Raw genomic sequence first — 24,677 nt, forward strand, 5'->3', positions numbered from 1 at the left:
TTTTTGTTTTGCATGGACTTGGTTCGGTGTACTGCCGAATTGATCGGCTTTCCGCCGACGATATCCGCCGACAACCAGACGCGAACAAAACGGAGATCAATCGATGTCACTCTCATCCGCACAGAACTACGCGCTCCGCGCCTCCAAATCGCAGGATCAGAAGGAGGCCATCGAGCTGTTGTCGCAGGCGATCCTGGAACTGGCGATGTCGATGGAAGCAACCGACGCCAAGATCAAGAAGATCAACAAGTCCTCTTAGCCTTGGCCGCACCGTGCTCCGGAGTGATAGAATTGTAAGGTGGATTGGCGAAGCGTAATCCACCGATAGGTCTAACCGCCGCGGCGGATTACGCCTTCCGCCTTCGCTCGTTGAGCTACGGCGGACGTGGTCGGCTAATCCGCCCTACGGTGCTGTGACAGCGGCGGTTACTTGACCTCCATCTGCAAGCCTTCCTTCTCGATGATGGCGGCGAACTTTGTGGTCTCCGCGCTGACGAAGTCGGAGAATTGCTGCGGCGTGCCGTAGTCGGCGCGCGCGCCCATGCCGGCGATGTTCTTCTTGACGTCGTCGCGCTCCAGCATCGCCTTGATCTGACGGTTCAACTCGTCGACCACGGGCGCCGGTGCCGTCTTCGGCAGGAACACGCCGAACCAGGAGGCGACGTCGAATTTGGCAAGCTCCGGCGCACCCTCGCGCATCACAGGCAGATTGGGCGCGGACTCGCTGCGCTCGGCCGTGGTGACGCAGAGCCCGTTCAGCTTGCCGTCCTGCACCTGCGGCAGCGACGGATAGAGATTGTCGAACAGGATCTGGATATCGCCGGCGAGCCCGGCCTGCAGCGCGGGGCCGGCGCCGCGGAACGGCACATGCGTCATCTTCAGCCCGGTGAGTTGCAGGAACCATGCGCCGGTGAGGTGAGGGCTCTGCCCGGTGCCGGACGAGCCGTAGGTGAGCTTGTCGGGGTTCTTCTTGAGGTACGCGATCAATTCGGGGATCGACTTGATGCCGGTCGACGGATGCGCCGAGACGATGTTCGGGATCCGGATCATGTTGGAGACCGCCTGTAGCTGGTCGGCCTTGTAGGTCAGGTTCCGGAAGATGCTGAAGGCGATCGCGTTGGGGCCGGGATTGCCGATCAGGATGGTGTGGCCGTCGCCCTTGCTGCGCGCGACCTCCGATGTGCCGATGGTGCCGCCGGCGCCGGAGCGATTCTCCACCACGACCGACTGGCCCCAGAGCGGCTGCAAATGCGCCGCCAGCAGCCGCCCCATCACGTCGGTCGAGCCGCCGGCCGCCGCCGGCACGATGATCCGGACCGTCTCGGACGGCCGCCAATCGCCGGCACCGAGACTGGCACGCGGCAGGATCGCCGCCGCCGACAATGCGGCCGCGCCCGACAGTACCGTACGACGGGAAAATCTCCTGGCTCTCACGCGCTTACCCCCTGCTCAGGCTTCTTGTTGCGAGCAAGCGTAGGGGACCGCTTGCCCGTGGGGCAAGCGACAAACTGGCGCAGTCCTTCAGGCCTTATTTTTTGAGCATGATCTTTTCGGAAAACCGCTTCGCACTTTTCCGGATCATGCTCTAGTTGAAGCTCAGCAGCTTGAAGAGCGGTGTCAGGTAGGACATTTCCTGGCCCGACGTCGGCGTGGTCCGGCTGACGAAGTCGAAGATCTTGCCGTCCTTCAGGCCGTAATTGGCAAGCCGGCGCACCTGGCGGTTCTTGTCGAAATAGACCGCGATGACGCGCTGGTCGACCACGCGCTGGTTCATGAAGGCAACCGGCCGCGAGGTCCGCTGCGAGATGTAATAGAACACCTCGCCGTCCAGCGTTGCGACCGTCGACGGGGTGCCGAGCACGATCAGCACCTGATCCTGGCTCGCGCCGATCGGAATCTGCTCGAGCGCTCCGTCGGGCAGGATGTAGCCCTTCTGGAATTGCTCGCCGGCGCAGCCGCCGAGCGCGGCGGCGCAAAACAGACCAACGACCGCGATGGCGCGGAAGCGCATGAAGAACCCGCGCGCGGAAGCCGTGCGAGACTGTCTTGGAAGAGTGTGGTTCATCGGCGGAACTGATCCGTCCCCTTGCATTGGCCGGAGCATTGACGTACCGGGCAGCTCAATGGATTGCAATCATGCCGAGCTCCAATGGGCGAACCCTCAACAGGCGTCCTTTGGGGGGCCGGCAGCCGGAACCCGTCATGCTTTGGCCGTTCAATCACTTCAGAAGACCCCGGGTGCCCGCGCGCAGCACCATTGAGACCATCTATGGCATGATCGTGACGCAGGCGCGAGAACCGTTGTTTTACCGTGACTTGGGCGTTCCGGACACGGTTAATGGCCGTTTTGACCTGCTTCTGATGCATCTGTGGCTGGTGCTGCGGCGATTGAAATCCGCGGAAGGCGGCGTCGGGCTGTCGCAGGCCCTGTTCGATCATTTCTGCATCGACATGGACGACAATCTCAGGGAAATGGGCGTCGGCGATCTGACGGTGCCGAAGCGCATGCAGGCGTTCGGCGAGGCCTTCTACGGCCGCACTGCGGCCTATGATCTGGCGCTGACCGATGGTGACGAGGCCCTGGCCCAGTCGTTCTGCAAGAACATCCTCAATGGTCAGAACATCGACAAGGCCCGCGAACTGGCCGTCTATGCCAGAGAGGCGATGACGGTATTGGCGCGCGCGAACCTCGCGACGTTGACGAAGGGGGCGTGGCACTTCCCGGCGCCGCAGGCTGCGAGGACCACGGCATGAGCGGCGGCAGCACAGGGCGGCCCGATGCCGCGCGGGACCCTTGGCGCGTGCTGGTCAATGTCGCGCAGATCCCTGATACCGGCCTGCATCGCGAGATCGTGGCCGACGAGGCGACGCGCAAGGCGATCGCCGAGGTCGGCGAGTTGCGCGAGGTGGTCTCCGCGCGGGCGGCGTTCGATCTGCAGCCCAAACGCGACGGCAGCTGCCACGTCACCGGCCGGGTTTGGGCCAGGGTCGGGCAGACCTGCGTGGTGACGCTCGATCCGATCGAGAACGAGATCGACGAGGCGATCGACGTGATGTTCGCGCCGCCCGAGCAGATCCCGGAGATGGCCGACCTCGTCGACGACGCCGAACAGGGCGATGAGGAGACCCCGGACCCGCCGGAGCCGATCGTCGGCGGCTTCATCGACATCGGCCGGCTCGCCACCGATGCGCTGTTTCTCGGCATAGACCCCTATCCGCGCAAGGCGGATGCCGTCTTTGAACAACAGGTTGAAGCGCCTGATCCGGAAAATCATCCCTTCGCCGCGCTCAAGGCGCTGAAGGAAAAGGCTGACGGCAAGAAGCCCAAGGGAAGTTGAGGGGAGTTGAGGGAAGCTGACGGAATTTGAGGGCAGCCAGCTCCAACATTTGAGGGGATGGCTTGCCTGCAGGCCTGCGCGAGGGGGATTTTCGATTACTTCAAGTAAATGTCATAATAGTTTGAAATATCATGTATTTCTGGTATGTCTTGATGTGTTGCGTGACGGTTCGGCGCCTCGCTTGTTTGTGGTCAAGAGGTTGTGTCGGACCGCGGACACGCTATTGTCGCGGCCCGGCGTTTCGCCGCGCGCCGTTGACGGCGGTGACTTCAAGCTCGCGGTCTTCATCTGAAGGGCTGTGGGAGAGCAGGCTTCCGGGACGTTCATGCCTCATAAGGTTCGAATCGCGCTTGACGCCATGGGGGGCGATGTCGGCGCATCGGTGGTCATTCCCGGCGCCGCGATCTCGTTGAGCCGTCATCCCGACAGCGAATTCCTGCTGGTCGGAGACCGGGCCCAGATCGAGCCGGAGCTTGCGAAATATCCCGCGCTGAAGGCGGTATCGAAGGTGATCCATACCGACGTCGCGGTGAAGAATGACGAGAAGCCGAGCCAGGCGCTGCGGCGGACCCGCAGGGCGTCGTCGATGTGGCTGGCGATCGATGCGGTGAAGCACGGCGAGGCCGACGTTGCGGTCTCCGCCGGCAACTCAGGCGCGCTGATGGCGATGGGCAGCATCAATCTGCGGACGTTGCCGGGCGTCGACCGCCCGGCGCTTGCTGCGGCGTGGCCGACGCTGCGAGGCGATTCGGTGGTGCTCGATCTCGGAGCCTCGATCGGCGGCGACGCCCGCCATCTGGCGACGCTCGCGGTGATGGGCAGCGCGATGGCGAGCGTGCTGTTCAACCTCGAACGGCCGACCGTCGGCCTGCTCAATATCGGGTCCGAGGAGATCAAGGGGCACGGGGAAATCCGCGAGGCCGCCGAGATGCTGCGCGCGATGAACGCGCCCCAGTTCAACTACATCGGCTTTGTCGAGGGCGACGCGATCGGCAAGGGGCTCGCCGACGTGATCGTGTCGGAAGGCTTCAGCGGCAATATCGCGCTCAAGGCCGCCGAGGGAACCGCGCGCCAGATGTTCACGCTGTTGCGCGAGGCGATGTCGTCGAACTGGCTGGCGCGGATCGGCTATCTGTTTGCCCGCGGCGCGTTCCAGAAGCTGCGCGACAAGCTCGATCCCAACAAGTCGAATGGCGGCCTGCTGCTCGGCCTGAACGGCGTGGTGGTCAAGAGCCATGGCGGCATCAACGCGGAAGGCTTTGCCTACGCGGTGGATGTTGGCTATGAGATGGCCCACTACGATCTCCTCACCAAGATCAATCAGATGCTCAACCGCGATGGCGGCGCCCTGGTAAAGGCGCAGACCGCGCAGGAGGCTGTCTCGTGACTGCGATACGTTCGGTAGTGCTCGGCTGCGGCTCATATCTGCCGGAGCGGGTTTTGACCAATGCCGAACTGGCGAGCCGAATCGACACGTCCGACGACTGGATCGTGCAGCGCACCGGCATCAGCGAGCGGCACATCGCCGCCGATGACGAGTTCACCTCGCATCTCGCCATCAATGCCGCGCGCGCCGCGCTCGCCGATGCCAAGATCGACCCCCAGTCGATCGACCTGATCGTGCTGGCGACCTCGACCCCCGACAACACGTTTCCGGCGACAGCGGTCGCAGTCCAGCACGGGCTCGGCATCAACCACGGCGTCGCGTTCGATCTGCAGGCGGTGTGCTCCGGCTTCATCTTTGCGCTGACCACCGCGGACAATTTCCTGCGCGCCGGGGCCCACAAGCGGGCCTTGGTGATCGGCGCCGAAACCTTCTCGCGCATCCTCGACTGGAACGACCGCGGCACCTGCGTGCTGTTCGGCGATGGCGCCGGCGCGGTGGTGCTGGAAGCGCAGCAGCATTCCGGCACGACCGACGATCCCGGCGTGCTGACGACGCATCTGCGCTCGGACGGACGCCACAAGTCGAAGCTGTTCGTCGATGGCGGTCCCGGCTCGACCAAGACGGTCGGCCATCTCCGGATGGAAGGCCGCGAGGTATTCAAGCACGCCGTCGGCATGATCACCGATGTGATCGTCGATGCGTTCAACGCCACCGGCTTTACCGCCGACGACATCACCTGGTTCATTCCGCACCAGGCCAACAAGCGAATCATCGATGCCTCGGCCCACAAGCTGCATATTGCGCCGCAGAAGGTGGTCTTGACAGTCGACAAGCACGGCAACACCTCGGCGGCATCGATCCCGCTCGCGCTAGCGGCCGCCGTGAAGGACGGACGCGTCAAGAAGGGCGATCTGGTGCTGTTCGAGGCGATGGGCGGCGGCTTCACCTGGGGCTCGGCGCTCGTGCGCTGGTAGCGCATCGTCAAAGAGTATCGGCAGGTTGCCGGCATCTTTCCTGCACCCGGATGCTGGTCACTGTTGACCATTGCGCGCTAAGCTTTTAATTTCAGTCAAGAAATTGTTCGCCGAGAGTGCGGGGCAGGCGATGACCACGGGAACCGGAAAAACAGTGACGCGCGTCGATTTGTGTGAGGCGGTCTACCAAAAGGTAGGTCTGTCGCGCACGGAATCGTCGGCGTTTGTCGAGTTGGTGCTGAAGGAGATCACCGATTGCCTGGAAAAGGGCGAGACGGTGAAGCTGTCCTCATTCGGCTCCTTCATGGTGCGCAAGAAGGGCCAGCGTATCGGGCGCAATCCAAAGACGGGCACCGAGGTACCGATCTCGCCGCGGCGTGTGATGGTGTTCAAGCCGTCGGCGATCCTGAAGCAGCGGATCAATGGCCATTCCGTCGCCAATGGCGACGGCGGCAAGGCCGACTAGCGCGTTTTCAAGCGAAGTGGATACCCGGTTCGCGTGAAGAAAACGCGCCCAAACCCGAATGCGGAGCCCCGTTTCGATCGGAACGGAAAAGGCTCCAGGCATTGAAGCCAGAGGAGCGGGCATTTGGACAAGGCGCCGGATGCGTTCCGTACCATCAGCGAAGTCGCAGATGAGCTCGATATTCCCCAGCATGTGCTGAGATTCTGGGAAACGCGCTTCGCGCAGATCAAGCCGATGAAGCGCAGCGGCGGACGCCGCTATTATCGCCCCGACGACGTCGACCTGCTCAAGGGTATCCGCCGGCTGCTCTACGGCGAAGGCTACACCATCCGCGGCGTGCAGCGGATCCTGAAGGAGCACGGCATCAAGTCGGTGCAGGGCATCGCCGACCAGACCGCCGCCGTCTCGTTTGGCGCGGTCGAGGAGGCGGTCGGCAACAGCATGGCCGAGCCCGACGGTCTCGAGAGCAATGACGGCCTCGATTTCGACGGCGAGGAGGGCGACGGCGACGAGGGGGGAATCGACTACCGATTCGTCGATCCCGACGTGGATCCGATCCTGTCGACCTACAAGGCGCACGCCCACCCGGGCAAGGCGTCGGCTGCGCCGCCGGTGCGCCCGACCGTTCCGCCAGTCGATCGGGAGCGGCTCGAACGCGTGCTGCAGGAGCTAGTCGCCTGCCGGCAGCTGATCGATGCGGCGATGAAGGACGGCTGAGCCAAGGAAGCTGCCATGGGAACCGGGCCCGGATTGCAGCCCTTAAAGGGCTGCTCCGCCTTGCGCGAACGCAGGATCGCAGCTAATGGAACGGCATCGGAGCGTGGCGCAGCCCGGTTAGCGCACTAGTCTGGGAGACTAGGGGTCGGAGGTTCAAATCCTCTCGCTCCGACCATTTTTCAAAGCATGCGATTTTTGAGAGCATTCGGGCGATGTTTGCGCCCGATGCGGCAATCGTCAGGTCTCGTAATCCATCGCGGCGATCAGGCAGGCCTTTTCCAGGCGGTTGTTGAGCATCGCAAGCTTGGCCGTGAACTCGGCGAGTTCGGGCTCGCTGAATTCCTCGAACACGGTCTTCTTGAACGCCTTGTGCTGCTCGGAGAGACCCGCCAGATGCTTTCGGGTCTTGTCGGTCAGCGACAGGCGGACCACGCGTGCATCGGCCGGGGAGGGCGCGCGACGCAGCAACTCCTTCTGCTCGAGCAGCTTGGACTGCGTGGTCACGAACGACGGATCGACATGCAGCAGCTTCGACACCACGTTGATCGGCACGCCGTCATCCTTGTCGAGGTCCGAGATCGCAATCAGGATCATCCATTGCGGACCGCTGACGCCAAGCGCCTTGCCCCAGAGCTGGCGGACCCGTTCGAGATGCGAGTTGATGGACGAGATCTCGAGTGTAAAGCGTTTGATGATGTCGAGATTCTCGATGGCGCGCAGTCGCGCCTGATCCTTCCTGGTCACTGACACAGCTTCCCCTTCCCTAGGTGCCGACTCAGCTTTGTGCTGATTTATTTCTTGATTCCCGCGTCGACGGGACATTTTTTCTAGTAAGTCGCTCAGGAACGCAAGTGAACGTAAAGCAATTATGATGCGTATGTGACGGTTCGGCTATTTGGGGTGCGACAAATTTGCCAAAGCACGTAAGGGGCTTAAGTCGAGCGTTGCCGGCGAGACACAGTGTGGCCGCATTCGCATTCCTGACTTTATAAACTATTTTGATTGGGCAACTCGCCCATGCATATTGAACCCGGCGGTAGGGGAATCTCGATCGTCCCGTTGCGGTGATCGTTCAAGTCCGTCGCACACCACAGATTGATCTGAGGGTGCGGGGTTTGGGGAAAACGGTCTTGGACAATGCGGGAGGATCACGGGGCGCTCGCGACCCGGACTCTACGCATATGAGCAACTTGGAGGTTTACTATGAAATTGGCGAAGAGCCTTATTCTGGGCTCGGCCGCCGCGCTGGTCGCGGTCGGCGGGGCACAGGCGGCCGATCTTCCCGTTAAGGCCAAAGCGGTCGAATACGTGAAGGTTTGCTCGCTCTATGGTCCGGGCTTCTACTACATCCCCGGCACCGACACCTGCATCAAGCTGGGCGGCTACGTTCGTGCCGACGTCGTTGTGAACGGCAACAGCGTCTACGGCCCGAACGTCAACGGCGCCAGCGGTGCCAACAACCGTTTCACCAACGGCTACACCTGGCGTTCGCGTGAAGACTTCAACATCGATACGCGCACCGCGACCGAGTACGGCGTGGTCCGTACCTATTTCGATGCGGTGTTCACCTGGACCTCGGACACCTACACCGGTCAGGGCAATGGCGCGTCGGTCTATTCGGCGATCGGCAGCGCTGCGGCGCCGAACAACGCCAGCTCTGGCGGCGTTGCTGCCGGTACGGTCGGCGTCTACTACGCCTTCATCCAGTTTGCCGGCTTCACCATGGGTAAGGCGGTCTCGCAGTTCGCTGCTCCCTGGAACGGTTATCCGGGCAACAACTATGACGGTCTCGTCGGTGGCGTGAGCACCACCAACGGCATCAACCAGTTCACCTACACCGCGCAGTTCGGCAACGGCGTGTCGCTGGCCCTTTCGGCACAGGACCAGGTTGCGTACATGCAGGCTGGCGTGAACAATCTCTCGGTCGGTGGCGCATACGGTTCGAGCGACTATGCCGGCACGGTCGCGCCGGACTTCGTCGCTGCGCTCAAGGTCGACCAGGCTTGGGGTATCTTCCAGGCGTCGGTCGCCGCGCATGACAACCATGCTGCCTACTACGGCGGCACCGAGTTGACCGGTCATCCCGACGACAAGTGGGGTTGGGCTGGTGCACTGGCCCTGTCGATCAAGAACATCCCGACCGGACCCGGCGACACCATCAACATCCAGGGCGTCTACACCGACGGTGCGACCCGCTACAACATCCAGGAACTGGCCAGCCAGTTCAGCTCGGTCGCGATCTACAGCGGTTCGAACCTCCCGGGTGCGTATGGCAGCGTCGGCTTCGGCACTGCGCCTGACACGGTGTTCGGCCCCGGCGGTCAGCAGCAGTCGATCAAGACGTGGGGTATGCGCGGTGCGTACACCCACAACTGGGATCCCTACTGGAACACCGGCATCTACGGTGCTTACGCTGCGGTCATGTACAACGACACGGCCAAGTCGCTCATCTGCGGCGTTGGCGGCGTCGGTGGCACGTTCCGCACCGCCTTCGGTGGCGGCGCTGGCGTGACCAGCTGCAACCCCGACTACAACATCGCGCAGATCGGCGTGATCACCCGTTGGACCCCGGTCAAGAACCTGACCTTCTCGGCCGACGTGACCTACGTCCATCTCGATCAGAAGTACGCCGGCACGGTCACCACTTCGTCGGCTGGTATCGGCAAGCCGACCGCGACCTACGAGCTGAAGGATCAGGACACTGTCCAGATGCTCTTCCGCGCTCAGCGCAACTGGTAATACCGGTTGATCTGATCACGTTCTACAGAACCCCGGCAGGCAACTGCCGGGGTTTTTCTTCGACCGGAGTAGGTAGCGGACGCTTGGCTGCGTCATTTCGGTCCAGGCGAACAACGAAGACGTGCCATGCGATTCATTCGCGGCAAATTTATTTACTTAGCTGATCTACTAAACTATATACGTGACGGCCAACACATTGAATGATGGCTCTTAGCTCATGCTAAGCCTCCCAAACCTCCGGCAATGCCCTGCCGGAGGTTTTTGATTCAAGGCGCAGGCCGCCTCCGACGATCGTGCCGCGCGCGCAGCCGTCGCAAACAGCTGCTCGCAGCAGGGGCCGCACCGTCTCATCGATTCGATGTCGTCAAGATTTGACGGAATCGATCCGCAGTGCATTCTCGTCATTCATGGGACGCTTCAAGAACAGCCGTCTGGCTCGGATGAGCAGCGGCCATTACTGCTTGATCCGGGATCTCGGGCTAGTGAAAGGCGGCAAGGGATTGCGGCACCATGAGGTTGTCATCGACTTCTCGTGGCGCGGCTTGCTCAAGCTTGCCTTGAGCGTCCCCGGCGGCGTTCTGCGGCGTCGCGCGCCCGTGCGGATCGAGACGGCCGAATAGCGCGGAGTGGTCCCGCGCTCCGACCTGGCGTCACGGAGGCGCGGACAAGCGTTCGAGATCGAGCGACATCATCCCGGCATTTGAGAGCGCGCATGCGATGACGATGGATCGTGCCACGCCGCTTCTGCGCTGATCTGATCAGCGTGAGCCGTCGGCGCAGATATCGGATTGTTCGCTACCCGGAATGATTTCGTTACAGCGCCGGCTGCCTCGATCTGCCGCTGGCGGCACACTTGCGCGTGAAGGGCGAGCGCCGTTGCTGCGCGATAATTCGGTGATGTAGAGTGCCGCAGCCGAGCGGCTGGGATTTGCGATCCGCGCTCCAGCCGAAACCAAGAACAAGCAGGGCAAGAAGAATCAGGGAAGGAACGGATCTCACATGAAGGATTTCGCCGGAAAGATTGCCGTCATCACCGGTGGCGGCACAGGCATGGGGCGCGAGCTGGCGCGGCAGCTCGTTGCTGAAGGATGCAATGTCGCGATGTGCGACGTCTCGGCCGAGGCGATGGCCGAGACCAAGCGGCTCTGCGAGGTCGAGAAGCTGCCGCAGGGCCTGCGCATCACCACCCACGTTGCCGACGTCTCGATCGAGGATCACTACAAGCGTTTTCGCGATGAGCTGATCGAGCAGCAGGCGACCGACAAGATCCATTTGCTGTTCAACAACGCCGGCATCGGCGGTGGCGGCAGCCTGTTCACCAACACGCGCGAGCAGTGGGAGCGCACCTTCAACATCTGCTGGGGCGGCGTCTATCTCGGCGTCCGCACCTTCCTGCCGCTGCTGGTGAAGGCCGACGAGGCGCATATCGTCAACACCTCGAGCGTCAACGGCTTCTGGGCGTCGGTTGGCATGGGCGTGTCGCACACCGCCTACAGCGCGGCGAAATTCGCCGTGAAGGGATTCACCGAGGCGATGATCAACGATCTCCGCCTCAACGCGCCGCATGTCAAATGCTCGGTGGTGATGCCCGGTCACATCGGCACCTCGATCGTATCGAACTCGCGCAAGGTGCAGAATGGCGCCGACCAGCTCAATCCCGACGAGCTCAAGCAGGTCCGGCAGCGTCTGCAAGGGCAGGGCATCGACGTCGCCAAGATGTCGGATGCCGACATCCAGCAGCTCGCGCTCGACCGCGCTCGCATCTTCCATGACGAGGCACCGACCTCGGCGGCTGCCGCCGCCAAGATCATCCTCGACGGCGTGAAGGCCGATCGCTGGCGTATCCTGGTCGGCGACGACGCGCATCTGCTCGACGAGCGTGTGCGCAAGACCCCCGAGCAGGCCTACACGCCGGAGTTCTACCAGGGCATCGTGGCGGCGACCGGCTGGAAGGTCGGGTGACTTCGCGTGCAAATGACCTCGTCATTGCGAGCGACGCGAAGCAATCCATGCTCGGATAACGGAACGATGGATTGCTTCGTCGCTGTCGCTCCTCGCAATCACGGAACTGCACGGATCTACGCTCTGCGACGCAGTCGAAACTACCCGCGCATCGCGCGCTGGCGTGATCCCGCCTGATAGGCGAGGCGGTAATGCCCGGAGCAATAGGGCATGCCGCCGAGCGGCGTGTTGCCGCAAAAGCAGAAATCATCGGCGCCCGGCGTGCTGATCGGCCAGCGGCAACGTTGCTCGCTCAGCTCGAACAGCGAGCAGTTGTTGGCGCTGACGATCGGCGCATCGTCGGGCTCTTGTTCGTAGGCCGCCTGCAGCAACCGGAGCTGCTGCTTCGCGGTCGCCCGTTGCGCGGCGTGCGCGGTGGATTTCTTCCGCCTTGCCCGGCGTTCGTCCAGCGTCGTGCGCGTGAGGTTCAGCCGCGACAGCTTGCCGATCACCGCATTGCGGCTGACGCCGATATTGACGGCGATGTCGCGGCAGGAGAGACCGGCTTCAAAGTAGATCTTGAGCTGGTCGACGCGCTCCGGCGTCCAGGTAGGCTGAAGATTCGGTTCGATGGTCATCATCTGACGGTTCCACGTTCTGTGTTGAACCGCCGCGCCCGCACGCATGCACCTAGTTCCTGAGCATGATCCTTTCGGAAATCCGGATTCCATTTTCCGGATCATGCTCTCAGGGCGTGCGTCCGTTGTCGCGGATTGCAAGCAACCCGTCCTTGATGGCGAGCCGAATGCCTTCCTCGATCAATGTCCGTGCGACGCCCGGGACGCTCGTGCCGTGGGTGCCCTGTCTCACCAGCTTCTCGAGGTAACCAATGGTCGAGAGCGCCAACGTGACCGGGACGCGGTCGGTTTCGGCCTTTTCTGTAGCCATGAGAAAACGCTTAACCCTGAACGCATGTACTGAAAAGTATCTATTTAGAGTCTATTTAGGAATATAACGGTCCGTCAAGCCATGAGCTATGAAACTGGACGTGCACGCTCGCGCGCGCCGGAAGCTGGTTCCGACGCGACGCTGCGGTCAAATTAGATATATGAATCAGGTTGTTAGGATCGTAACTCGACCTTGACTGGGAACTTCTTGAGAAGCCGCTCAGCGGTTTCGGCCTTGTCCGCAGGCGCGCTCACGCTCAGGTACATCCCGCGGGACGGGTCGGTGATGGCCTCGACACTGACCTCGCCGGACAAGCCTTCCCGAGCCAGCAGCTCACGCGCGGCCTCGCCGGCGGCGATCTCGCGCAGCTTCGGCTTGAAGATCTTACCGACCGGTGTGACCGGCATCTCCGGGATCACCGAGACCACACGCGGCCGTGCCGGCGGCTCCAGAATGTTGTCCTGCACGAAGGCGGCGAGCGCGTTCGGATCGATATTGGCGCCGGGCTGCGCCGAGACGAACAGCATCGGCACTTCGCCGGCATAGGTGTCGGGACGCCCGACGGCCGCGGCCAGCGCCACGCCCGGAAACGCCAGCGCGGCATCCTCGATCGCCCGCGGGTCGATGTTATGGCCGCCGCGGATGATGACGTCCTTGGCGCGGCCCAGGATGTAGACGAAGCCGTCGGCGTCGATCCGGCAGATGTCGCCGGTGCGCAGCCAACCGTCGCGGAACGCCTCTTCGGTCTGCTTCTTGTCGACGTAACCGGCGAACACCTGCGGGCCCCTGGTCAGCAGTTCGCCGACCGGCGAGGGCCACGGCCCGGTGTGCAGCTTGCCGCCGTCGAGGATCGCGAGCTCAACCAGCGGATTGCGGGTGCCGACGCTCTCGGCGCGCGGCTTCACGCCGTGCACGTCGTGCGTGATGGCGCCGGCGAGTTCGGTCATGCCGTAGAGCTGCTGGATGCAGGCACCGCCCCAGGTCGCGAGATAACGCCGTTCGATTTCCGGTGGGCAGACCGAGGCGCCGGTGGCGGTGACGCGGAGGCTCGAGATGTCGCTGTCCGCGACCGGGATGTCGGCCAGCGCCCCGAGCGTGGTCGGCACGTTGCCGGAGATGTTGACGCGGTATTTCTCGACGATCTTCCAGAAATGCGTGATCAGCGCCGGATCGCGGGCGCCGGCCGGGCCGGGGATGAAAATCGTCGTGCCGGCGGAAAGGCAATTGGCCGTCGTGCAGAACAAGCCACCGACATGGAACAGCGGCAGCGTGATCATCGCGCGCTCGCCGCGATGGAAATCGAGCGCCATGCGCGAGGATACGGTGGAGGCGACCATCGCACGGTTGGTGAGCCGCGCCACCTTGGGATGACCTGTTGTGCCGCCGGTCGGCAGCATTACCGCGACGCGGTCGGCCTCGCTCATGTCCTTGGACTTGCCGTAGTCGTCGCGCCACGCAGGATCAGGCCGCAGCACCTCGCCGTCGAACGCAATGCTGCCGTCGAGCGGCACGATCACGATGCGCTGGAGCGACGGCACCTCGCGCTGCAGGCCCTCGACCCGCTCATAGAGCCCGCCCGGCATGCCCGGCGGCGGCGCCAGCAACAGCCTTGCCTTGATGGCGTTGAGCTGCGCGACAATCGCCTCGCGTGTGAACAGCAAATTGAGCGGCTCGGCGACACCGCAGGCGGCTGCGCCGAAGATCGCGACCACGGTCGCGGGGCAGGCCGGGAGCAGGACGGCGACCGCGTCGTCCTTGCCGATGCCCTGGCTGCGGAAATAGGTCTCGGCGGCCTTGATGCAGCCCATCAGATGATCGTTCGAGATCACGACCGGATTGGGATCGAGCGGCGAGCGTAGATAGATTGCAGCTTCGGCGTCCGGCGCGCCCTGCGGGCCGCGGGCAACGAGATCGAGGATGCGCGGGCAGGCGGCGAGCGTCTCCTGCATCTCCTTGTCGCGCGCAGCCTCGTCCGCCGGCGAAAGCCTGTCCTTGAGCATATCCGTCCCCGTCCATTTTTGTTCGTTGGGGCGGGGATTGTATCGAGGCGCGCTTGCGGAACACAAGTGCGGCTTATCGACCGGACGTCAGCCGTGAACGACCGATTTGGCGATCATGCAGTGAATGCCCTTGGAGCCGTTCACCGTTTGCGTGACGCGCAGGTCGGCGGCCAGGCTGCACAGCGTATAGGCGTCCTCGCGCGACAGATTGCGCTTCTCGCCGAGCAGCACGATCATGTCGCGCAGCGCCCGCACCACGCACTGGTCGAGATCGGGATCCATCGCCATGGTCATGTAATGGTCGGCGGTCTCGGCACGCGGATAGACGAGCTTGAGATCCTTGCGCAAGGTCAGGCGGAAGCGGCCGGTGAGCGCGGTTTCGATTGCGGTGACGCAGACCTCGCCGTCGCCCTGCACGCCATGGCCGTCGCCGCAGGAGAACAGCGCGCCCGGCACGAACACCGGCAGATACAGTTTGGCGCCGGCCCCGAGCTCCTTATTGTCGAGATTGCCTCCCATCGCGCGCGGGATCAGCGAGGAGATGCGGCCCCAGGCCGGCGGCGGCGACACGCCCATCACGCCGAAGAACGGCTTCAGCGGCAGATCGAGCCCCCATGGCATGCGGCCGACCATGCGCGCGCGATCGAGCGGAATGTTGAGGATGCGGGTCTCGTGGAAGTCGTCGGGCAGGGTGCCGGACAGCGGCTTGATCAGATTGTAGCCCCAGTCCTGCCGGAGCTGGATGTCGAGAATATCGACCTCGAGCACGTCGCCGGGTTCGGCGCCGCTGACCGCGATCGGGCCGGTCAGGATGTGCCCGGGCACCATCCGCTCGCTCTTCGCATGAATGTCGTCGAGCTCCGGAGGCACGATGAACTTGCCGCGGTCGGGCACCACGTCAGGGCCGCCGCTGACGGTCTCGATCGTGACCTCGTCGCCGCTCGCGATGGTCAGGACCGGTTTCAGCTTTGCTTCGAAGAAGCCCCAATGGCAGGTTTCGGGACTGGATTTCAGATGATGGTGGGTCATGTGACGGCTTTTGATTGCGCTTCGGGCAGCGTATGACGCTGTAGCAGAACTTCGCAGAGGCTTCGCTTGTTTTTTGTGCTCTCCAAGACGCTCGGCATCATACTGCTGCCGATCAATTTCCTGATCGGTATCGGCGTGATCGGCGCCGTTCTGCTGTTGACGCGGTTTGCTCGGCTCGGCCGCAGGTTGATGGTTGGCTCGCTGCTGCTGCTCGCGATCTGCGGCTTCTCGCCGCTCGGCAATGGCCTGATCTCCGCCCTGGAGCAGCGCTTCCCGCCATGGGACGCCTCGCGCGGCGCGCCCGACGGCATCATCGTGCTCGGCGGCTCGATCGATGCCGATCTGTCGGTTGCGCATGGCACGCCCGTGGTGCGCACTGCGGCGGATCGCGTCATCGCGGCGGCGGCGCTCGCGCGCAGATATCCGAACGCGCGCCTCGTGTTCACCGGCGGCAGCGCGAACCTGATCTCGAACGATGGGCGCGAAGCCGACTACGCCGCCGAGATGTTCGAGAGCCTCGGCATTGCCAAATCGCGATTGACCATCGAGCGCCGCTCGCGCAACACGGTGGAGAATGCCGAGTTCTCCAAGTCGCTGGTCGATCCCAAGCCGGGTGAGCGCTGGCTGCTCGTGACGTCGGCCTATCACATGCCGCGGTCGGTCGGGCTGTTCCGCAAGGCGGGATTCAATGTCGAGGCCTATCCGGTCGACTGGCGCGTCGGCAATGTCATGAGCTTCGCAACGCTTGCGATCGAGGGCCTGTCGCGCACCGATCTCGGCACACGGGAGTGGATCGGGCTGGTCGCCTATCATCTGGCGGGCAAGACCGATGATTTTCTGCCGGGACCGGCCGCGCGTTAGGCCCACCACGAGCTTATCGCTTCCACCGGCCAATCCGGCTAACATCAAATCAACAGGCGGCGCCAAGCCGCCGATCACGGGAGTTTTCGCCATGCAACAGCAGACACCGCCGGAACAGTTCGACCTCGCCGCGATCGTGGCCGACCTGAACAACCTGTTGCGGCTGAAGACCACGGTCATCGGCATCAAGATGTTCGCGCGCGTCGAGGAGATGGAGGCGGTCCCGAAAATCCGCCGCCCGTCGGCGGTCCACACCACGGACCAGATCGTCAGCATGGCCTCGCGGCTCGGCTGGACCGTCGGCATCACCGGCGATGATCTGGTCGGCGCGCAATGCCGCGCGGTGATCGGGCTCGCGCCGCAAGACGAGAAGTGGCTTGCCGGCGAGAATTATGTCGGCGTGTGGCACGGCACGGCAGAAGACGCACGCAAGCGCCAGGAGGCGCTCGACGTGGTGCCTTACGGTCAGTATCAGGCAATGGCGGTGAGCCCGCTGACCAGCGGACGCCTCAATCCGCCCGACATCTGCCTCGTCTACGCGACGCCGGGGCAGATGATCATCCTGATCAACGGGCTACAGTATACCGGCTACAAGAAGTTCGAGTGGGGCGTGGTCGGCGAAACCGCGTGCGCGGATTCCTGGGGGCGGGCGCTGAAGACCGGCGAGCCGAGCCTGTCGTTGCCGTGCTTCGCCGAGCGCCGCTATGGCGGCGTGCCCGACGAAGAGATGCTGATGGCGCTGCCGCCGGCCTATCTGGTGAAGGCGATCGCGGGAATGAAGCAACTCGCCAAGAACGGCCTGCGCTACCCGATCGCACCCTATGGCATCCAGGCCGACGTCCGTGCCGGCATGGGCGTGTCCTATGCCAAGAAATAGCGCAAGAAATAGCTGCAAGAAATAGCTGATTGCGTCGCCGCGCCCGCGATGACAAAAGGGGCGCCCATTTTGCTGCGCAGGGAGCCCGATCCATGTCCTCGTCGAAACTCGACATCGTCGTCTATGGCGCGACCGGCTTCACCGGCCAGCTCGTCGCCGAATATCTCGCCGCGCATTATCGCGACGACAGCCTGAAATGGGCGATGGCCGGGCGCAGCAAGGACAAGCTCGCCTCGGTTCGTGATGCGATCGGCGCGCCCGCCGACACGCCGCTGATCGTTGCCGAGGCCGGCGATGCCGCATCGCTGAAGGCGATGCTGGCGCAGACCAAGTCTGTCATCTCGACAGTCGGTCCGTATCAGCTCTATGGCAATGAGCTGATCGCGGCCTGCGTGGAAAGCGGCACCGACTATTTCGATCTCTGCGGCGAGCCGGTCTGGATGCGGCAGATGATCGACAAGCACGAGGCCGCCGCAAAGGCCAGCGGTGCGCGGATCGTTTTTTCCTGCGGCTTCGACTCGGTGCCGTTCGAACTCGGCGCCTTCTTCGTCCAGGAGGAAGCCAAGCGGGTGTTCGGTGCGCCGGCGCAGCGCGTCAAGGGCCGGGTGCGCGACATGCGCGGCACGCTGTCCGGCGGCACGGCCGCGAGCGCCAAGGCCACCTTCGATGCGGTCGCCAAGGATTTGAGCCTGGTCGCGATCCTCAACAATCCGTTTGCATTGACGCCGGGTTTCGAGGGCCCGAAGCAGCCCCGCGGCAGCAAGCCGGCCTATGAGGATGATCTGCACTCATGGGCCGCGCCGTTCATGATGGCGCTGATCAACACGCGCAACGTCCATCGCTCCAACATGCTGATGGGCTTTCCCTACGGCAAGGAGTTCGTCTACGACGAGATGGTCCTGACCGGTCCCGGCGAGAAGGGCGAAGCCAATGCAAAACGCGTGATGGCGCTGAATGCGGAGAAGACCGGTCCGAGCGCGCCGAAGCCTGGCGAGGGGCCGTCGAAGGAAGAGCGCGAGAACGGCCGCTACGATCTGCTTTATCTCGCGGTTGCGCCCGACGGCAGCATGGTCCGCGCCGGCATCAAGGGCGATCGCGATCCCGGCTACGGCTCGACCTCGAAGATGATCTCGGAATGCGCGATCTGCCTGTTGCGCGATACGCCCGACGTCGCCGCCGGCTTCTGGACGCCGGGAGCCGCGATGCAGCACAAGCTGATCAAGCGCCTGGTCGATCACGCTGGCCTGACGTTCGAGGTCGAGAAGTAGGTTTTCGCCGCTTACCCCGGTGTCATCGCCCGGCTCGTCCGGGCGATCCAGTACGCCGCGGCCCGTCGGCTCAATAATGACTGCCTCTGGAATACTGGATCACCCGCTTTCGCGGGTGATGACAGCCGGGACTACGCCGCCGCACGCGGATCATAGGCGTACATGAAATCCATTCCCTTGGACGACAGCGGCAGCAGCAGCTTTAGCATGTGATCGCGCAGCCAGGCGCCGGTCGGGCCGAACTCGCGCTTGCTGTTGCCGTTGCGTCGGGCGATCGCCACGATTTTCTCGGCACGCGGCCGCCGCTCGCGCTCGAACGCCTGGAACGTCATGCCGAGTTCCTGGCCGTCGCGCATCAGCATGCCGAGCCGCATCGCATCTTCCAGCGCGAGCGACGCGCCCTGGCCCGCATGCGGGCTGGTCGCGTGCGCGGCATCGCCGATCAGGAGCGTGCGCTTGCGCGACCAGGTCGGCAGCGTCGCGACGTCGAGCGTGTCGGTCACCACGATATTCTCGGCGGCCTCGATGATCTCGGGGATCGGGGCGTGCCAGCCGGCGTGGAAATCGCGCAGATGCCGCCTGATCGCGTCCTGGCTCTGCAGCCGGTAGGCGGCCGCGGTCATGCCGTGCGACGGCTGGGTGCTCCACCACATCGCACCCGTGTCCGGGTCGGGGCTGCACAGGCCATAGCCGAAGAATCCGCTTTGCCCGAACGTCGTCTCCACCTTCTGGCCGATCGGCAGGCGCTCGAACATGGCCCGCGGCACGAAGCCGCCGAAGCCGATCAGCCCCGTGTCGAACGGCGTCGGGCCATCCGGGATCACGTGCGGCCGCACCGCGGAATGCACGCCGTCGGCGCCGATCACGAAATCGCCCTCGGCGGTGGTGCCGTCGTTGAAATAGGCGATGACCGGCTGGTCGCCGCGATCCTCGATCCTCACGAGCTTCTTCTCGAAGAACACCGAGACGTTGGAGGCCCAGGCCTTGTCGATCAGCGTCTCGTTCAGGGTCGCGCGGCACATGTTCACCGCGGGCTGGCCGAAGCGCTGTTGCATGTTCTGATTGAGCGAGCCGAGCTTCTTGCCAGCCTGCGAATAGAAATCGAAGGACTCCGCGACCGAGCCGCTGCGGATCAGTTCGTCGGCGAGGCCGAGCTCCGCCAGCACATGCATGCCGTTTGGTGCGATCTGCAAGCCCCCGCCGATCCCTGTGGAGTAGGGCCATGCTTCATAGAGCTCGGCCTCGATGCCGGCGCGGGTCAGGAACATCGCGGTTACTGGACCTGCGATGCCGGCGCCGATGATCAGAGCTTTACGGGGACGTGAGGTCATGCCTTGCTCCATGCATCCCTGTGGGATACGAAAGGTCAGTTGCTAATTATCTTAGAGAATAAGATATTAGGCGACTAAGATATAGGAGCAGCTTTGTCAAGTGCGAAGTCGCGCGCAGCGCTGATGCAGGAACTCGAGGAGGCGATGCGCCGGTCATCCGCGCAGGGCGTGATGTACGGACAAGCCGTTGCAAACATGGCCGGAATTTCCAATTCCGACATGGAATGCATGGACATTCTCTACCTTGAGGGGCGGGTGACCGCGGGGCGCCTCGCCGAAGTCACGGGGCTGACCACCGGCGCGATCACCGGCGTGGTCGATCGTCTGGAGAAGGCGGGTTACGTGCGCCGCGAGCGGGACGAGAGCGACCGCCGCAAGGTCTTCATCTCGGTGGTGGAGGAAAAGGCGGCGGAGATCGGCAAGTTCTACGTGCCGATGCAGGAGGCGATGCTCAAGCTCTGGAGCCGCTACACCGACGACGAATTGCGGCTGTTGCTGCGCTTCGCCAATGACGGCTACAAGGGCGTGCTGGAAGCGACGGAAGCATTGAAGGCGGTGATCGACATGCCGCGGGAGCAGCGCGCCGAGCTCAAGCCGCCGCCAAAGGCTCGTCGCTGACCTCGGCCGGTGTCGCGCGGGTGCGCTCGGTCGCCGCGTACATGCCCCACATCGTGCCGAGCATCAGCCAGAAGTGCCGCCAATGGTCGGTATCGATGATGAAGCTCTCGCCGACGATGCCGAGGAATGCCGAGAAGATCGCCAGGTAATCGCGTTGCCACGGCACCCGCTTGTAGACGTAGCGGAAGCCGATGATCGCGCTGACGAACACCAGCGCCGGATAACAGATGCCCGAGATCCAGCCGCCTGACATGAAGGCGTTGAGGAAGGAGTTGTGGGTGTCCTCGGGGAAGTAAGTGTGGAATTGCAGCGGACCGATTCCGAACGGCAATTCGAGCGCCATCTGGGCGCCGAGGATGTGGCGGCCGAACCGGCCGAAGCGGCCTTCGTCATAGCTTTGGTCGAAGCTCGCGCGCTGCTTGAACATGTCGGCGACCGAGCCGATCGACAGCAGCACCGCGATGAGCGCAACGGCCAGGATCGCGGCGATCAGGGTCATCACGATGATGCGCGAGCGCTGCGCCTGCGATCGGCTGGTGAACACCATCAGCGCCAGCATGAAGGCCGCGGTGACGATCAGGCCGCCCCAGGCGGCGCGGGAGAACGACAGCAGGATCGCAAGCGAGATGATGCCAAAGGCGATCGCGTTGCGGAACGCCTTGCCGAAGCGGTCGGTGACCACGCTTTGCAACGTGAACAGCGCCGGCAGGATCAAGAACGCGCCGAGCACGTTCGGATCCTTGAAGGTGCCGCGGGCGCGGTCATACAGCGTCAGCAGATCATAGCCGCCGGGCACCAGATGAAAGTAGCCGGCGATGCCTGCAAGCGAGGCGATCATCGCGCCGACGATCAGGCCGCGGCGCAGCATGTCGAGCCGCGCTTCGGTATCCTCCGACATCACCATCGCGAAGAAGATGACGGTGACGGCCATGTACCAGGAGGTGAGGACCCAGTTCACCACTTCCGGCTTGTCGAGGAACGGCACCGCGCTGATGCTGTAGCCGACATTGAGCACGATCAGCGCGAACAACAGCGGCATGAACACGAGCTGCATGCGCAGGCCCGTACCAAAGAACAGCACGCAGGCGGTCAGCGTGACGAGTTCATACGGGCTCGGTTCGATGAACACGATGGCGATCGAGGCGCCGGCGAGCCACACCAGCGCCCGCTGCAGCGCCAGCACGCCTGGCGGCGCCGATGTCGGGGAATGGGACGTCCCGGCTGTCGCCGCATAGGCCATCGGATACTCACGCAACGCCGTACAAAACACACAATAACCGCTTCGTCATTGCGAGAAGCGAAGCGACGAAGCAATCGACCCTATCTCGAGCTACGATATGGATTGCTTCGCTTCGCTCGCAATGACGGTGGCTAGTTCAATTCTCAGTACGCGTTCTCGCTCTTGGTCAGCAGCGAGAACGGGGTCTTGAGCAGGATGTAGAGGTCGAACAGCACAGACCAGTTCTCGATGTAGTAGAGGTCGTATTCGACGCGCTTCTGGATCTTCTCGTCGGTGTCGACCTCGCCGCGCCAGCCGTTGATCTGCGCCCAGCCGGTGATGCCGGGCTTGACGCGGTGGCGGGCGAAATAGCCGTCGACCGCCTCGTCGAACAGGCGGTTTTCCAGCTTGCTCTGCACGGCGTGCGGACGCGGGCCGACCAGCGAGAGATTGCCCTTCAGTACGACATTGAACAGCTGCGGCAGTTCGTCGAGCGAGGACTTGCGGATGAAGCGACCGACGCGGGTAACGCGCGGATCGTTCTTGGTCACCACCTTGGAGGCGGTCGGATCGGCCTGGTGATGGTAGAGCGAGCGGAACTTGTAGACGTCGATCCGCTCATTGTTGAAGCCGAAGCGCTTCTGGCGGAACAGCACGGGCCCGGGGCTGTCGAGCTTCACCGCAAGCGCCACCAGTCCGAGCACCGGCAGTGCCGCAAGCAAGGCCAGGCCGCCGACCACGCGGTCGAACAGCCATTTCAGCACCAGATCCCAGTCGGTGATCGGCGCCTCGAACACATCGAGCGTCGGCACCTTGCCGACATAGGAATAGGAGCGGGGGCGGAAGCGTAGCTTGTTGGTATGGGCCGACAGGCGGATGTCGACCGGCAGCACCCAGAGCTTCTTCAGCATCTCCAGGATGCGTGTCTCCGCCGAGATCGGCAGCGCAAACAGCACGAGGTCGACGCGGGTGCGGCGGGCGAATTCGACGATGTCGTCGACCTTGCCGAGCTTCGGTGAGCCGGCGCAGGTGTCCATCGCGCGGGCGTCATTGCGGTCGTCGAACACGCCGAGCACGTGGATGTCCGTGTCGTCGTCGGCGTTCAGCGCCTCGATCAGCTTCTCGCCGTTCTGGTCGGCGCCGACGATGATGGTGCGGCGGTCGAGCCGGCCATCATGGGCCCAGGCGCGCACCATCGAGCGCAGCGCCAGCCGTTCGGCGATCAGCACTGCAAGGCCGACGCAGAAGAACGACGACAGCCAGACCCGGGAAACCTCGCCGCCGAGCTTGGCCAGGAAGGAGACGCCGATGAACAGCAGGAACACGAACGCCCATGACGAGATCATCCGCGTCATCTGGCGGAGCTGGCCGCGGAAGATCTGCACCTGATAGATGTCGGCGGCCTGGAAGCAGACCACCGCCGCAGCCGACATGCCGAGAATCGAACCGATGTATCCCCAGTGGATGCCGCCGGCGAGCGGCCTGACATAGGCGAGATAGAGCCCGACGCCGACCAGGCTGAGCAGCACGAAATCGGCAAGACGAACCACGCCGGCGATCACGACCGGCGAATAGGCGCTGCGAACTTTCTGATTGGTAACGGCGAGCGCTGCCGGCGACAGGCGGCGGCGGCGTTCGACCTTCGGCTGAGCTGCCGTCGCAGACGCAGCGGCATCCAGCATCGAGCGTGCGTTAAACGGTTCCACGAGTCCACGTCCATTCCTGTGCTTGCAGATGAGCATCCGCGCGCAGCAGTGAAATTCCCCCGGACGCGAGTTAAGGGGACAAATCGGAAGAAACGGTTACGTGTGCAAGAAATGGTTAATGTCTGGCAAACGCGTCGCGATAGCCGGCCAGCACGCCCTCGACCATCGCACCCTGCGAGAAATGTTCGGAAATCCGTTCGCGCAGTTGCTCGGCGCGCGCCGCGGTCGCGGCGGGATTGTCGAGCGCGGCCTTGATGGCGTCGGCCATCGCGCCGGCGTTGCTGGGCGCGAACAGCGCGTCGGTATGGGTATCGAAGATCTCCGGGATGCCGCCGACATTGGCGGCGATCATCGGAATTCCCGCCGCGCCGGCCTCGATCACGACATAAGGCATCGAATCGCCCCGTGACGGCACCACGAGAATGCTGCCCTTCGAGAAGCCGTAGCGCGCCTTGACGTGGCCGATGAAGCGGACGGCGTCGCCGAGCGATAGCCGCTTGACCTGCTCCTTGAGCCGTTCGAACTCCTCGCCGTCGCCGCCGAGCGTCAGCGTCACCGGCTTGCCGTCGGCGCGCAACTTGGCGACCGCGTCGATCAGGAGGTCGGCGCCCTTGATGCGCCGGAATTCGCCGACATAGGCCACGTCGGTAGCGTCGTCGGCCTTGGCGACCGGTTCGAATTCCTCCGACGTGACGCCGTTGAAGACGCAGCGGACGAGGCCCGAGGGCTTGCCCACGGTGCGCTGATAGGTATCGCGGGCAAACGCGCTCTCGAACAGGAACAGGTCGGTGCTGTTCATCAGCGTGCGCTCGAGCTGGCTGTAGAAGCGGCCCTTCCAGGTGTCGAGCGGATAGTGCAGCGAGCCGCCATGCGGCGTGTAGACCCGGATCACCTTGTTCGAGCGCCGCCGCAGCCGGACATAGGCGCCGGCCTTGGCGCCATGACCATGCACGACATCGGGCTTCAGTTTCCGGATCAGGCCGGCGATATGCGCCCAGACCATGAAGTCGGCGAAGCGCGGCTCGCGGCGTATCGCCACCCGGTGGACACCGAGCTTGAGGCGCGGTTCGATCTCGGCGAGGACCGCGTCAGCCCGCGTGCCGCCGGTCAGGCTGTCGGCGACGATGCCGACATGGTGACCGCGTTCGATCTGGCCGTTGGCGACATCGAGGATGTGACGGATGATGCCGCCGACCGGGGCGCGGACGACATGCAGGATGCGGAGCGGCCGTTCCTGATTTTGATTCTTTGCCATCGA

25 protein-coding genes and 1 tRNA gene are annotated in these 24,677 nt (G+C 63.7%); 15 read left to right on the top strand and 11 right to left on the bottom strand.

What is annotated here, in order from left to right; all coding sequences use genetic code 11:
• Positions 1-103 precede the first annotated feature (103 nt).
• Positions 104-259, top strand: a complete 156-nt coding sequence (locus tag ACVW1C_RS38610; RefSeq protein WP_456762701.1) for a hypothetical protein — start codon at positions 104-106, stop codon at positions 257-259.
• Between the two features lie 167 nt (positions 260-426).
• Here ACVW1C_RS38610 and ACVW1C_RS38615 read toward each other — a convergent pair whose 3' ends face one another.
• Complete coding sequence (locus tag ACVW1C_RS38615; protein WP_456762702.1) at positions 427-1,434, bottom strand: Bug family tripartite tricarboxylate transporter substrate binding protein; 1,008 nt, start codon at positions 1,432-1,434, stop codon at positions 427-429.
• 151 nt (positions 1,435-1,585) lie between these two features.
• On the bottom strand, positions 1,586-2,011 hold the full coding sequence (locus tag ACVW1C_RS38620; RefSeq protein ID WP_224924451.1) for an outer membrane protein assembly factor BamE: 426 nt from the start codon (positions 2,009-2,011) through the stop codon (positions 1,586-1,588).
• Between the two features lie 191 nt (positions 2,012-2,202).
• Between ACVW1C_RS38620 and ACVW1C_RS38625 the strand changes: the two genes are divergently transcribed.
• The 7 genes from ACVW1C_RS38625 (at position 2,203) to ACVW1C_RS38655 (ending at position 7,057) form a co-directional block, all read left to right on the top strand.
• On the top strand, positions 2,203-2,754 hold the full coding sequence (locus ACVW1C_RS38625; protein WP_456762703.1) for a ubiquinol-cytochrome C chaperone family protein: 552 nt from the start codon (positions 2,203-2,205) through the stop codon (positions 2,752-2,754).
• Complete coding sequence (locus tag ACVW1C_RS38630) at positions 2,751-3,338, top strand: YceD family protein (RefSeq protein WP_456763276.1); 588 nt, start codon at positions 2,751-2,753, stop codon at positions 3,336-3,338. The genes ACVW1C_RS38625 and ACVW1C_RS38630 overlap by 4 nt, the downstream gene beginning before the upstream one ends.
• Before the next feature lie 325 nt (positions 3,339-3,663).
• A complete protein-coding gene (gene plsX, locus ACVW1C_RS38635) occupies positions 3,664-4,725 on the top strand; it encodes a phosphate acyltransferase PlsX (protein WP_456762704.1) in 1,062 nt (353 codons plus the stop codon).
• A complete protein-coding gene (locus ACVW1C_RS38640; protein WP_456762705.1) occupies positions 4,722-5,699 on the top strand; it encodes a beta-ketoacyl-ACP synthase III in 978 nt (325 codons plus the stop codon). The genes plsX and ACVW1C_RS38640 overlap by 4 nt, the downstream gene beginning before the upstream one ends.
• Before the next feature lie 130 nt (positions 5,700-5,829).
• Positions 5,830-6,165, top strand: coding sequence for an integration host factor subunit alpha (locus ACVW1C_RS38645; protein ID WP_456762706.1), 336 nt, complete (start codon positions 5,830-5,832; stop codon positions 6,163-6,165).
• A gap of 123 nt (positions 6,166-6,288) precedes the next feature.
• On the top strand, positions 6,289-6,882 hold the full coding sequence (locus ACVW1C_RS38650; protein WP_456762707.1) for a MerR family transcriptional regulator: 594 nt from the start codon (positions 6,289-6,291) through the stop codon (positions 6,880-6,882).
• Positions 6,883-6,979: 97 nt separating this feature from the next.
• Positions 6,980-7,057: transfer RNA gene (locus tag ACVW1C_RS38655), tRNA-Pro, on the top strand.
• Between the two features lie 62 nt (positions 7,058-7,119).
• Here ACVW1C_RS38655 and ACVW1C_RS38660 read toward each other — a convergent pair.
• Positions 7,120-7,632, bottom strand: a complete 513-nt coding sequence (locus ACVW1C_RS38660; RefSeq protein ID WP_456762708.1) for a MarR family winged helix-turn-helix transcriptional regulator — start codon at positions 7,630-7,632, stop codon at positions 7,120-7,122.
• 453 nt (positions 7,633-8,085) lie between these two features.
• Here ACVW1C_RS38660 and ACVW1C_RS38665 point away from each other — a divergent pair, with 453 nt between their 5' ends.
• The 3 genes from ACVW1C_RS38665 (at position 8,086) to ACVW1C_RS38675 (ending at position 11,583) form a co-directional block, all read left to right on the top strand.
• The gene (locus ACVW1C_RS38665) at positions 8,086-9,621 is read left to right on the top strand and encodes a porin (RefSeq protein ID WP_456762709.1); all 1,536 of its coding nucleotides are present in this window, start codon (positions 8,086-8,088) and stop codon (positions 9,619-9,621) included.
• Between the two features lie 440 nt (positions 9,622-10,061).
• A complete protein-coding gene (locus tag ACVW1C_RS38670; RefSeq protein ID WP_456763277.1) occupies positions 10,062-10,241 on the top strand; it encodes a hypothetical protein in 180 nt (59 codons plus the stop codon).
• A 379-nt stretch (positions 10,242-10,620) separates the two neighbouring features.
• The gene (locus tag ACVW1C_RS38675; protein WP_092114716.1) at positions 10,621-11,583 is read left to right on the top strand and encodes an SDR family oxidoreductase; all 963 of its coding nucleotides are present in this window, start codon (positions 10,621-10,623) and stop codon (positions 11,581-11,583) included.
• A gap of 140 nt (positions 11,584-11,723) precedes the next feature.
• On the opposite strand, the gene ACVW1C_RS38680 is transcribed toward ACVW1C_RS38675, so the two are convergent.
• The 4 genes from ACVW1C_RS38680 to ACVW1C_RS38695 all read right to left on the bottom strand — a co-directional run bounded on the left by ACVW1C_RS38680 (position 11,724) and on the right by ACVW1C_RS38695 (position 15,539).
• Entirely contained in the window at positions 11,724-12,200 is a 477-nt protein-coding gene (locus tag ACVW1C_RS38680) for a GcrA family cell cycle regulator (RefSeq protein WP_456763278.1), read from the bottom strand.
• A gap of 109 nt (positions 12,201-12,309) precedes the next feature.
• Positions 12,310-12,510 carry a hypothetical protein gene (locus ACVW1C_RS38685; protein ID WP_016844973.1) on the bottom strand — a complete coding sequence of 67 codons (201 nt, stop codon included), beginning with the start codon at positions 12,508-12,510 and terminating at the stop codon, positions 12,310-12,312.
• A gap of 173 nt (positions 12,511-12,683) precedes the next feature.
• The gene (locus tag ACVW1C_RS38690; protein ID WP_456762710.1) at positions 12,684-14,510 is read right to left on the bottom strand and encodes an AMP-binding protein; all 1,827 of its coding nucleotides are present in this window, start codon (positions 14,508-14,510) and stop codon (positions 12,684-12,686) included.
• An 87-nt stretch (positions 14,511-14,597) separates the two neighbouring features.
• Positions 14,598-15,539 carry an acetamidase/formamidase family protein gene (locus tag ACVW1C_RS38695; RefSeq protein ID WP_456762711.1) on the bottom strand — a complete coding sequence of 314 codons (942 nt, stop codon included), beginning with the start codon at positions 15,537-15,539 and terminating at the stop codon, positions 14,598-14,600.
• Positions 15,540-15,605: 66 nt separating this feature from the next.
• Between ACVW1C_RS38695 and ACVW1C_RS38700 the strand changes: the two genes are divergently transcribed.
• From ACVW1C_RS38700 to ACVW1C_RS38710, 3 genes are all read left to right on the top strand, one after another.
• Complete coding sequence (locus ACVW1C_RS38700; protein ID WP_456762712.1) at positions 15,606-16,400, top strand: YdcF family protein; 795 nt, start codon at positions 15,606-15,608, stop codon at positions 16,398-16,400.
• Between the two features lie 91 nt (positions 16,401-16,491).
• Entirely contained in the window at positions 16,492-17,277 is a 786-nt protein-coding gene (locus tag ACVW1C_RS38705; RefSeq protein ID WP_456762713.1) for a DUF169 domain-containing protein, read from the top strand.
• Between the two features lie 92 nt (positions 17,278-17,369).
• Positions 17,370-18,545 (top strand): saccharopine dehydrogenase family protein, encoded by a 1,176-nt coding sequence (locus tag ACVW1C_RS38710; protein ID WP_456762714.1) that lies wholly within the window; start codon positions 17,370-17,372, stop codon positions 18,543-18,545.
• Between the two features lie 131 nt (positions 18,546-18,676).
• Here ACVW1C_RS38710 and ACVW1C_RS38715 read toward each other — a convergent pair whose 3' ends face one another.
• Positions 18,677-19,876, bottom strand: a complete 1,200-nt coding sequence (locus tag ACVW1C_RS38715) for an FAD-dependent monooxygenase (RefSeq protein ID WP_456762715.1) — start codon at positions 19,874-19,876, stop codon at positions 18,677-18,679.
• A 123-nt stretch (positions 19,877-19,999) separates the two neighbouring features.
• Here ACVW1C_RS38715 and ACVW1C_RS38720 point away from each other — a divergent pair, with 123 nt between their 5' ends.
• Positions 20,000-20,494 (top strand): MarR family transcriptional regulator, encoded by a 495-nt coding sequence (locus tag ACVW1C_RS38720; protein WP_456763279.1) that lies wholly within the window; start codon positions 20,000-20,002, stop codon positions 20,492-20,494.
• On the opposite strand, the gene ACVW1C_RS38725 is transcribed toward ACVW1C_RS38720, so the two are convergent.
• The 3 genes from ACVW1C_RS38725 to ACVW1C_RS38735 all read right to left on the bottom strand — a co-directional run bounded on the left by ACVW1C_RS38725 (position 20,466) and on the right by ACVW1C_RS38735 (position 24,674).
• Positions 20,466-21,734, bottom strand: coding sequence for an O-antigen ligase family protein (locus ACVW1C_RS38725; protein WP_456762716.1), 1,269 nt, complete (start codon positions 21,732-21,734; stop codon positions 20,466-20,468). The genes ACVW1C_RS38720 and ACVW1C_RS38725 overlap by 29 nt on opposite strands.
• 143 nt (positions 21,735-21,877) lie before the next feature.
• Entirely contained in the window at positions 21,878-23,419 is a 1,542-nt protein-coding gene (locus ACVW1C_RS38730) for an undecaprenyl-phosphate glucose phosphotransferase (RefSeq protein ID WP_456762717.1), read from the bottom strand.
• 115 nt (positions 23,420-23,534) lie between these two features.
• Positions 23,535-24,674 carry a glycosyltransferase family 4 protein gene (locus tag ACVW1C_RS38735; RefSeq protein WP_456762718.1) on the bottom strand — a complete coding sequence of 380 codons (1,140 nt, stop codon included), beginning with the start codon at positions 24,672-24,674 and terminating at the stop codon, positions 23,535-23,537.
• Between the last annotated feature and the right edge of the window lie 3 nt (positions 24,675-24,677).

This window comes from Bradyrhizobium sp. USDA 4011, assembly GCF_054063415.1.

Bases quoted from the DNA above. Each gene is read 5' to 3' on its own strand.
- ACVW1C_RS38710 (WP_456762714.1), top strand. From the start codon at position 17,370: ATGTCCTCGTCGAAACTCGACATCGTCGTCTATGGCGCGACCGGCTTC.
- plsX (WP_456762704.1), top strand. From the start codon at position 3,664: ATGCCTCATAAGGTTCGAATCGCGCTTGACGCCATGGGGGGCGATGTC.
- ACVW1C_RS38715 (WP_456762715.1), bottom strand. From the start codon at position 19,876: ATGACCTCACGTCCCCGTAAAGCTCTGATCATCGGCGCCGGCATCGCA.
- ACVW1C_RS38725 (WP_456762716.1), bottom strand. From the start codon at position 21,734: ATGGCCTATGCGGCGACAGCCGGGACGTCCCATTCCCCGACATCGGCG.
- ACVW1C_RS38735 (WP_456762718.1), bottom strand. From the start codon at position 24,674: ATGGCAAAGAATCAAAATCAGGAACGGCCGCTCCGCATCCTGCATGTC.
- ACVW1C_RS38620 (WP_224924451.1), bottom strand. From the start codon at position 2,011: ATGCGCTTCCGCGCCATCGCGGTCGTTGGTCTGTTTTGCGCCGCCGCG.
- ACVW1C_RS38690 (WP_456762710.1), bottom strand. From the start codon at position 14,510: ATGCTCAAGGACAGGCTTTCGCCGGCGGACGAGGCTGCGCGCGACAAG.
- ACVW1C_RS38625 (WP_456762703.1), top strand. From the start codon at position 2,203: ATGCTTTGGCCGTTCAATCACTTCAGAAGACCCCGGGTGCCCGCGCGC.
- ACVW1C_RS38705 (WP_456762713.1), top strand. From the start codon at position 16,492: ATGCAACAGCAGACACCGCCGGAACAGTTCGACCTCGCCGCGATCGTG.
- ACVW1C_RS38685 (WP_016844973.1), bottom strand. From the start codon at position 12,510: ATGGCTACAGAAAAGGCCGAAACCGACCGCGTCCCGGTCACGTTGGCG.
- ACVW1C_RS38645 (WP_456762706.1), top strand. From the start codon at position 5,830: ATGACCACGGGAACCGGAAAAACAGTGACGCGCGTCGATTTGTGTGAG.
- ACVW1C_RS38630 (WP_456763276.1), top strand. From the start codon at position 2,751: ATGAGCGGCGGCAGCACAGGGCGGCCCGATGCCGCGCGGGACCCTTGG.
- ACVW1C_RS38720 (WP_456763279.1), top strand. From the start codon at position 20,000: ATGCAGGAACTCGAGGAGGCGATGCGCCGGTCATCCGCGCAGGGCGTG.
- ACVW1C_RS38695 (WP_456762711.1), bottom strand. From the start codon at position 15,539: ATGACCCACCATCATCTGAAATCCAGTCCCGAAACCTGCCATTGGGGC.
- ACVW1C_RS38610 (WP_456762701.1), top strand. From the start codon at position 104: ATGTCACTCTCATCCGCACAGAACTACGCGCTCCGCGCCTCCAAATCG.
- ACVW1C_RS38665 (WP_456762709.1), top strand. From the start codon at position 8,086: ATGAAATTGGCGAAGAGCCTTATTCTGGGCTCGGCCGCCGCGCTGGTC.
- ACVW1C_RS38670 (WP_456763277.1), top strand. From the start codon at position 10,062: ATGAGCAGCGGCCATTACTGCTTGATCCGGGATCTCGGGCTAGTGAAA.
- ACVW1C_RS38675 (WP_092114716.1), top strand. From the start codon at position 10,621: ATGAAGGATTTCGCCGGAAAGATTGCCGTCATCACCGGTGGCGGCACA.
- ACVW1C_RS38680 (WP_456763278.1), bottom strand. From the start codon at position 12,200: ATGACCATCGAACCGAATCTTCAGCCTACCTGGACGCCGGAGCGCGTC.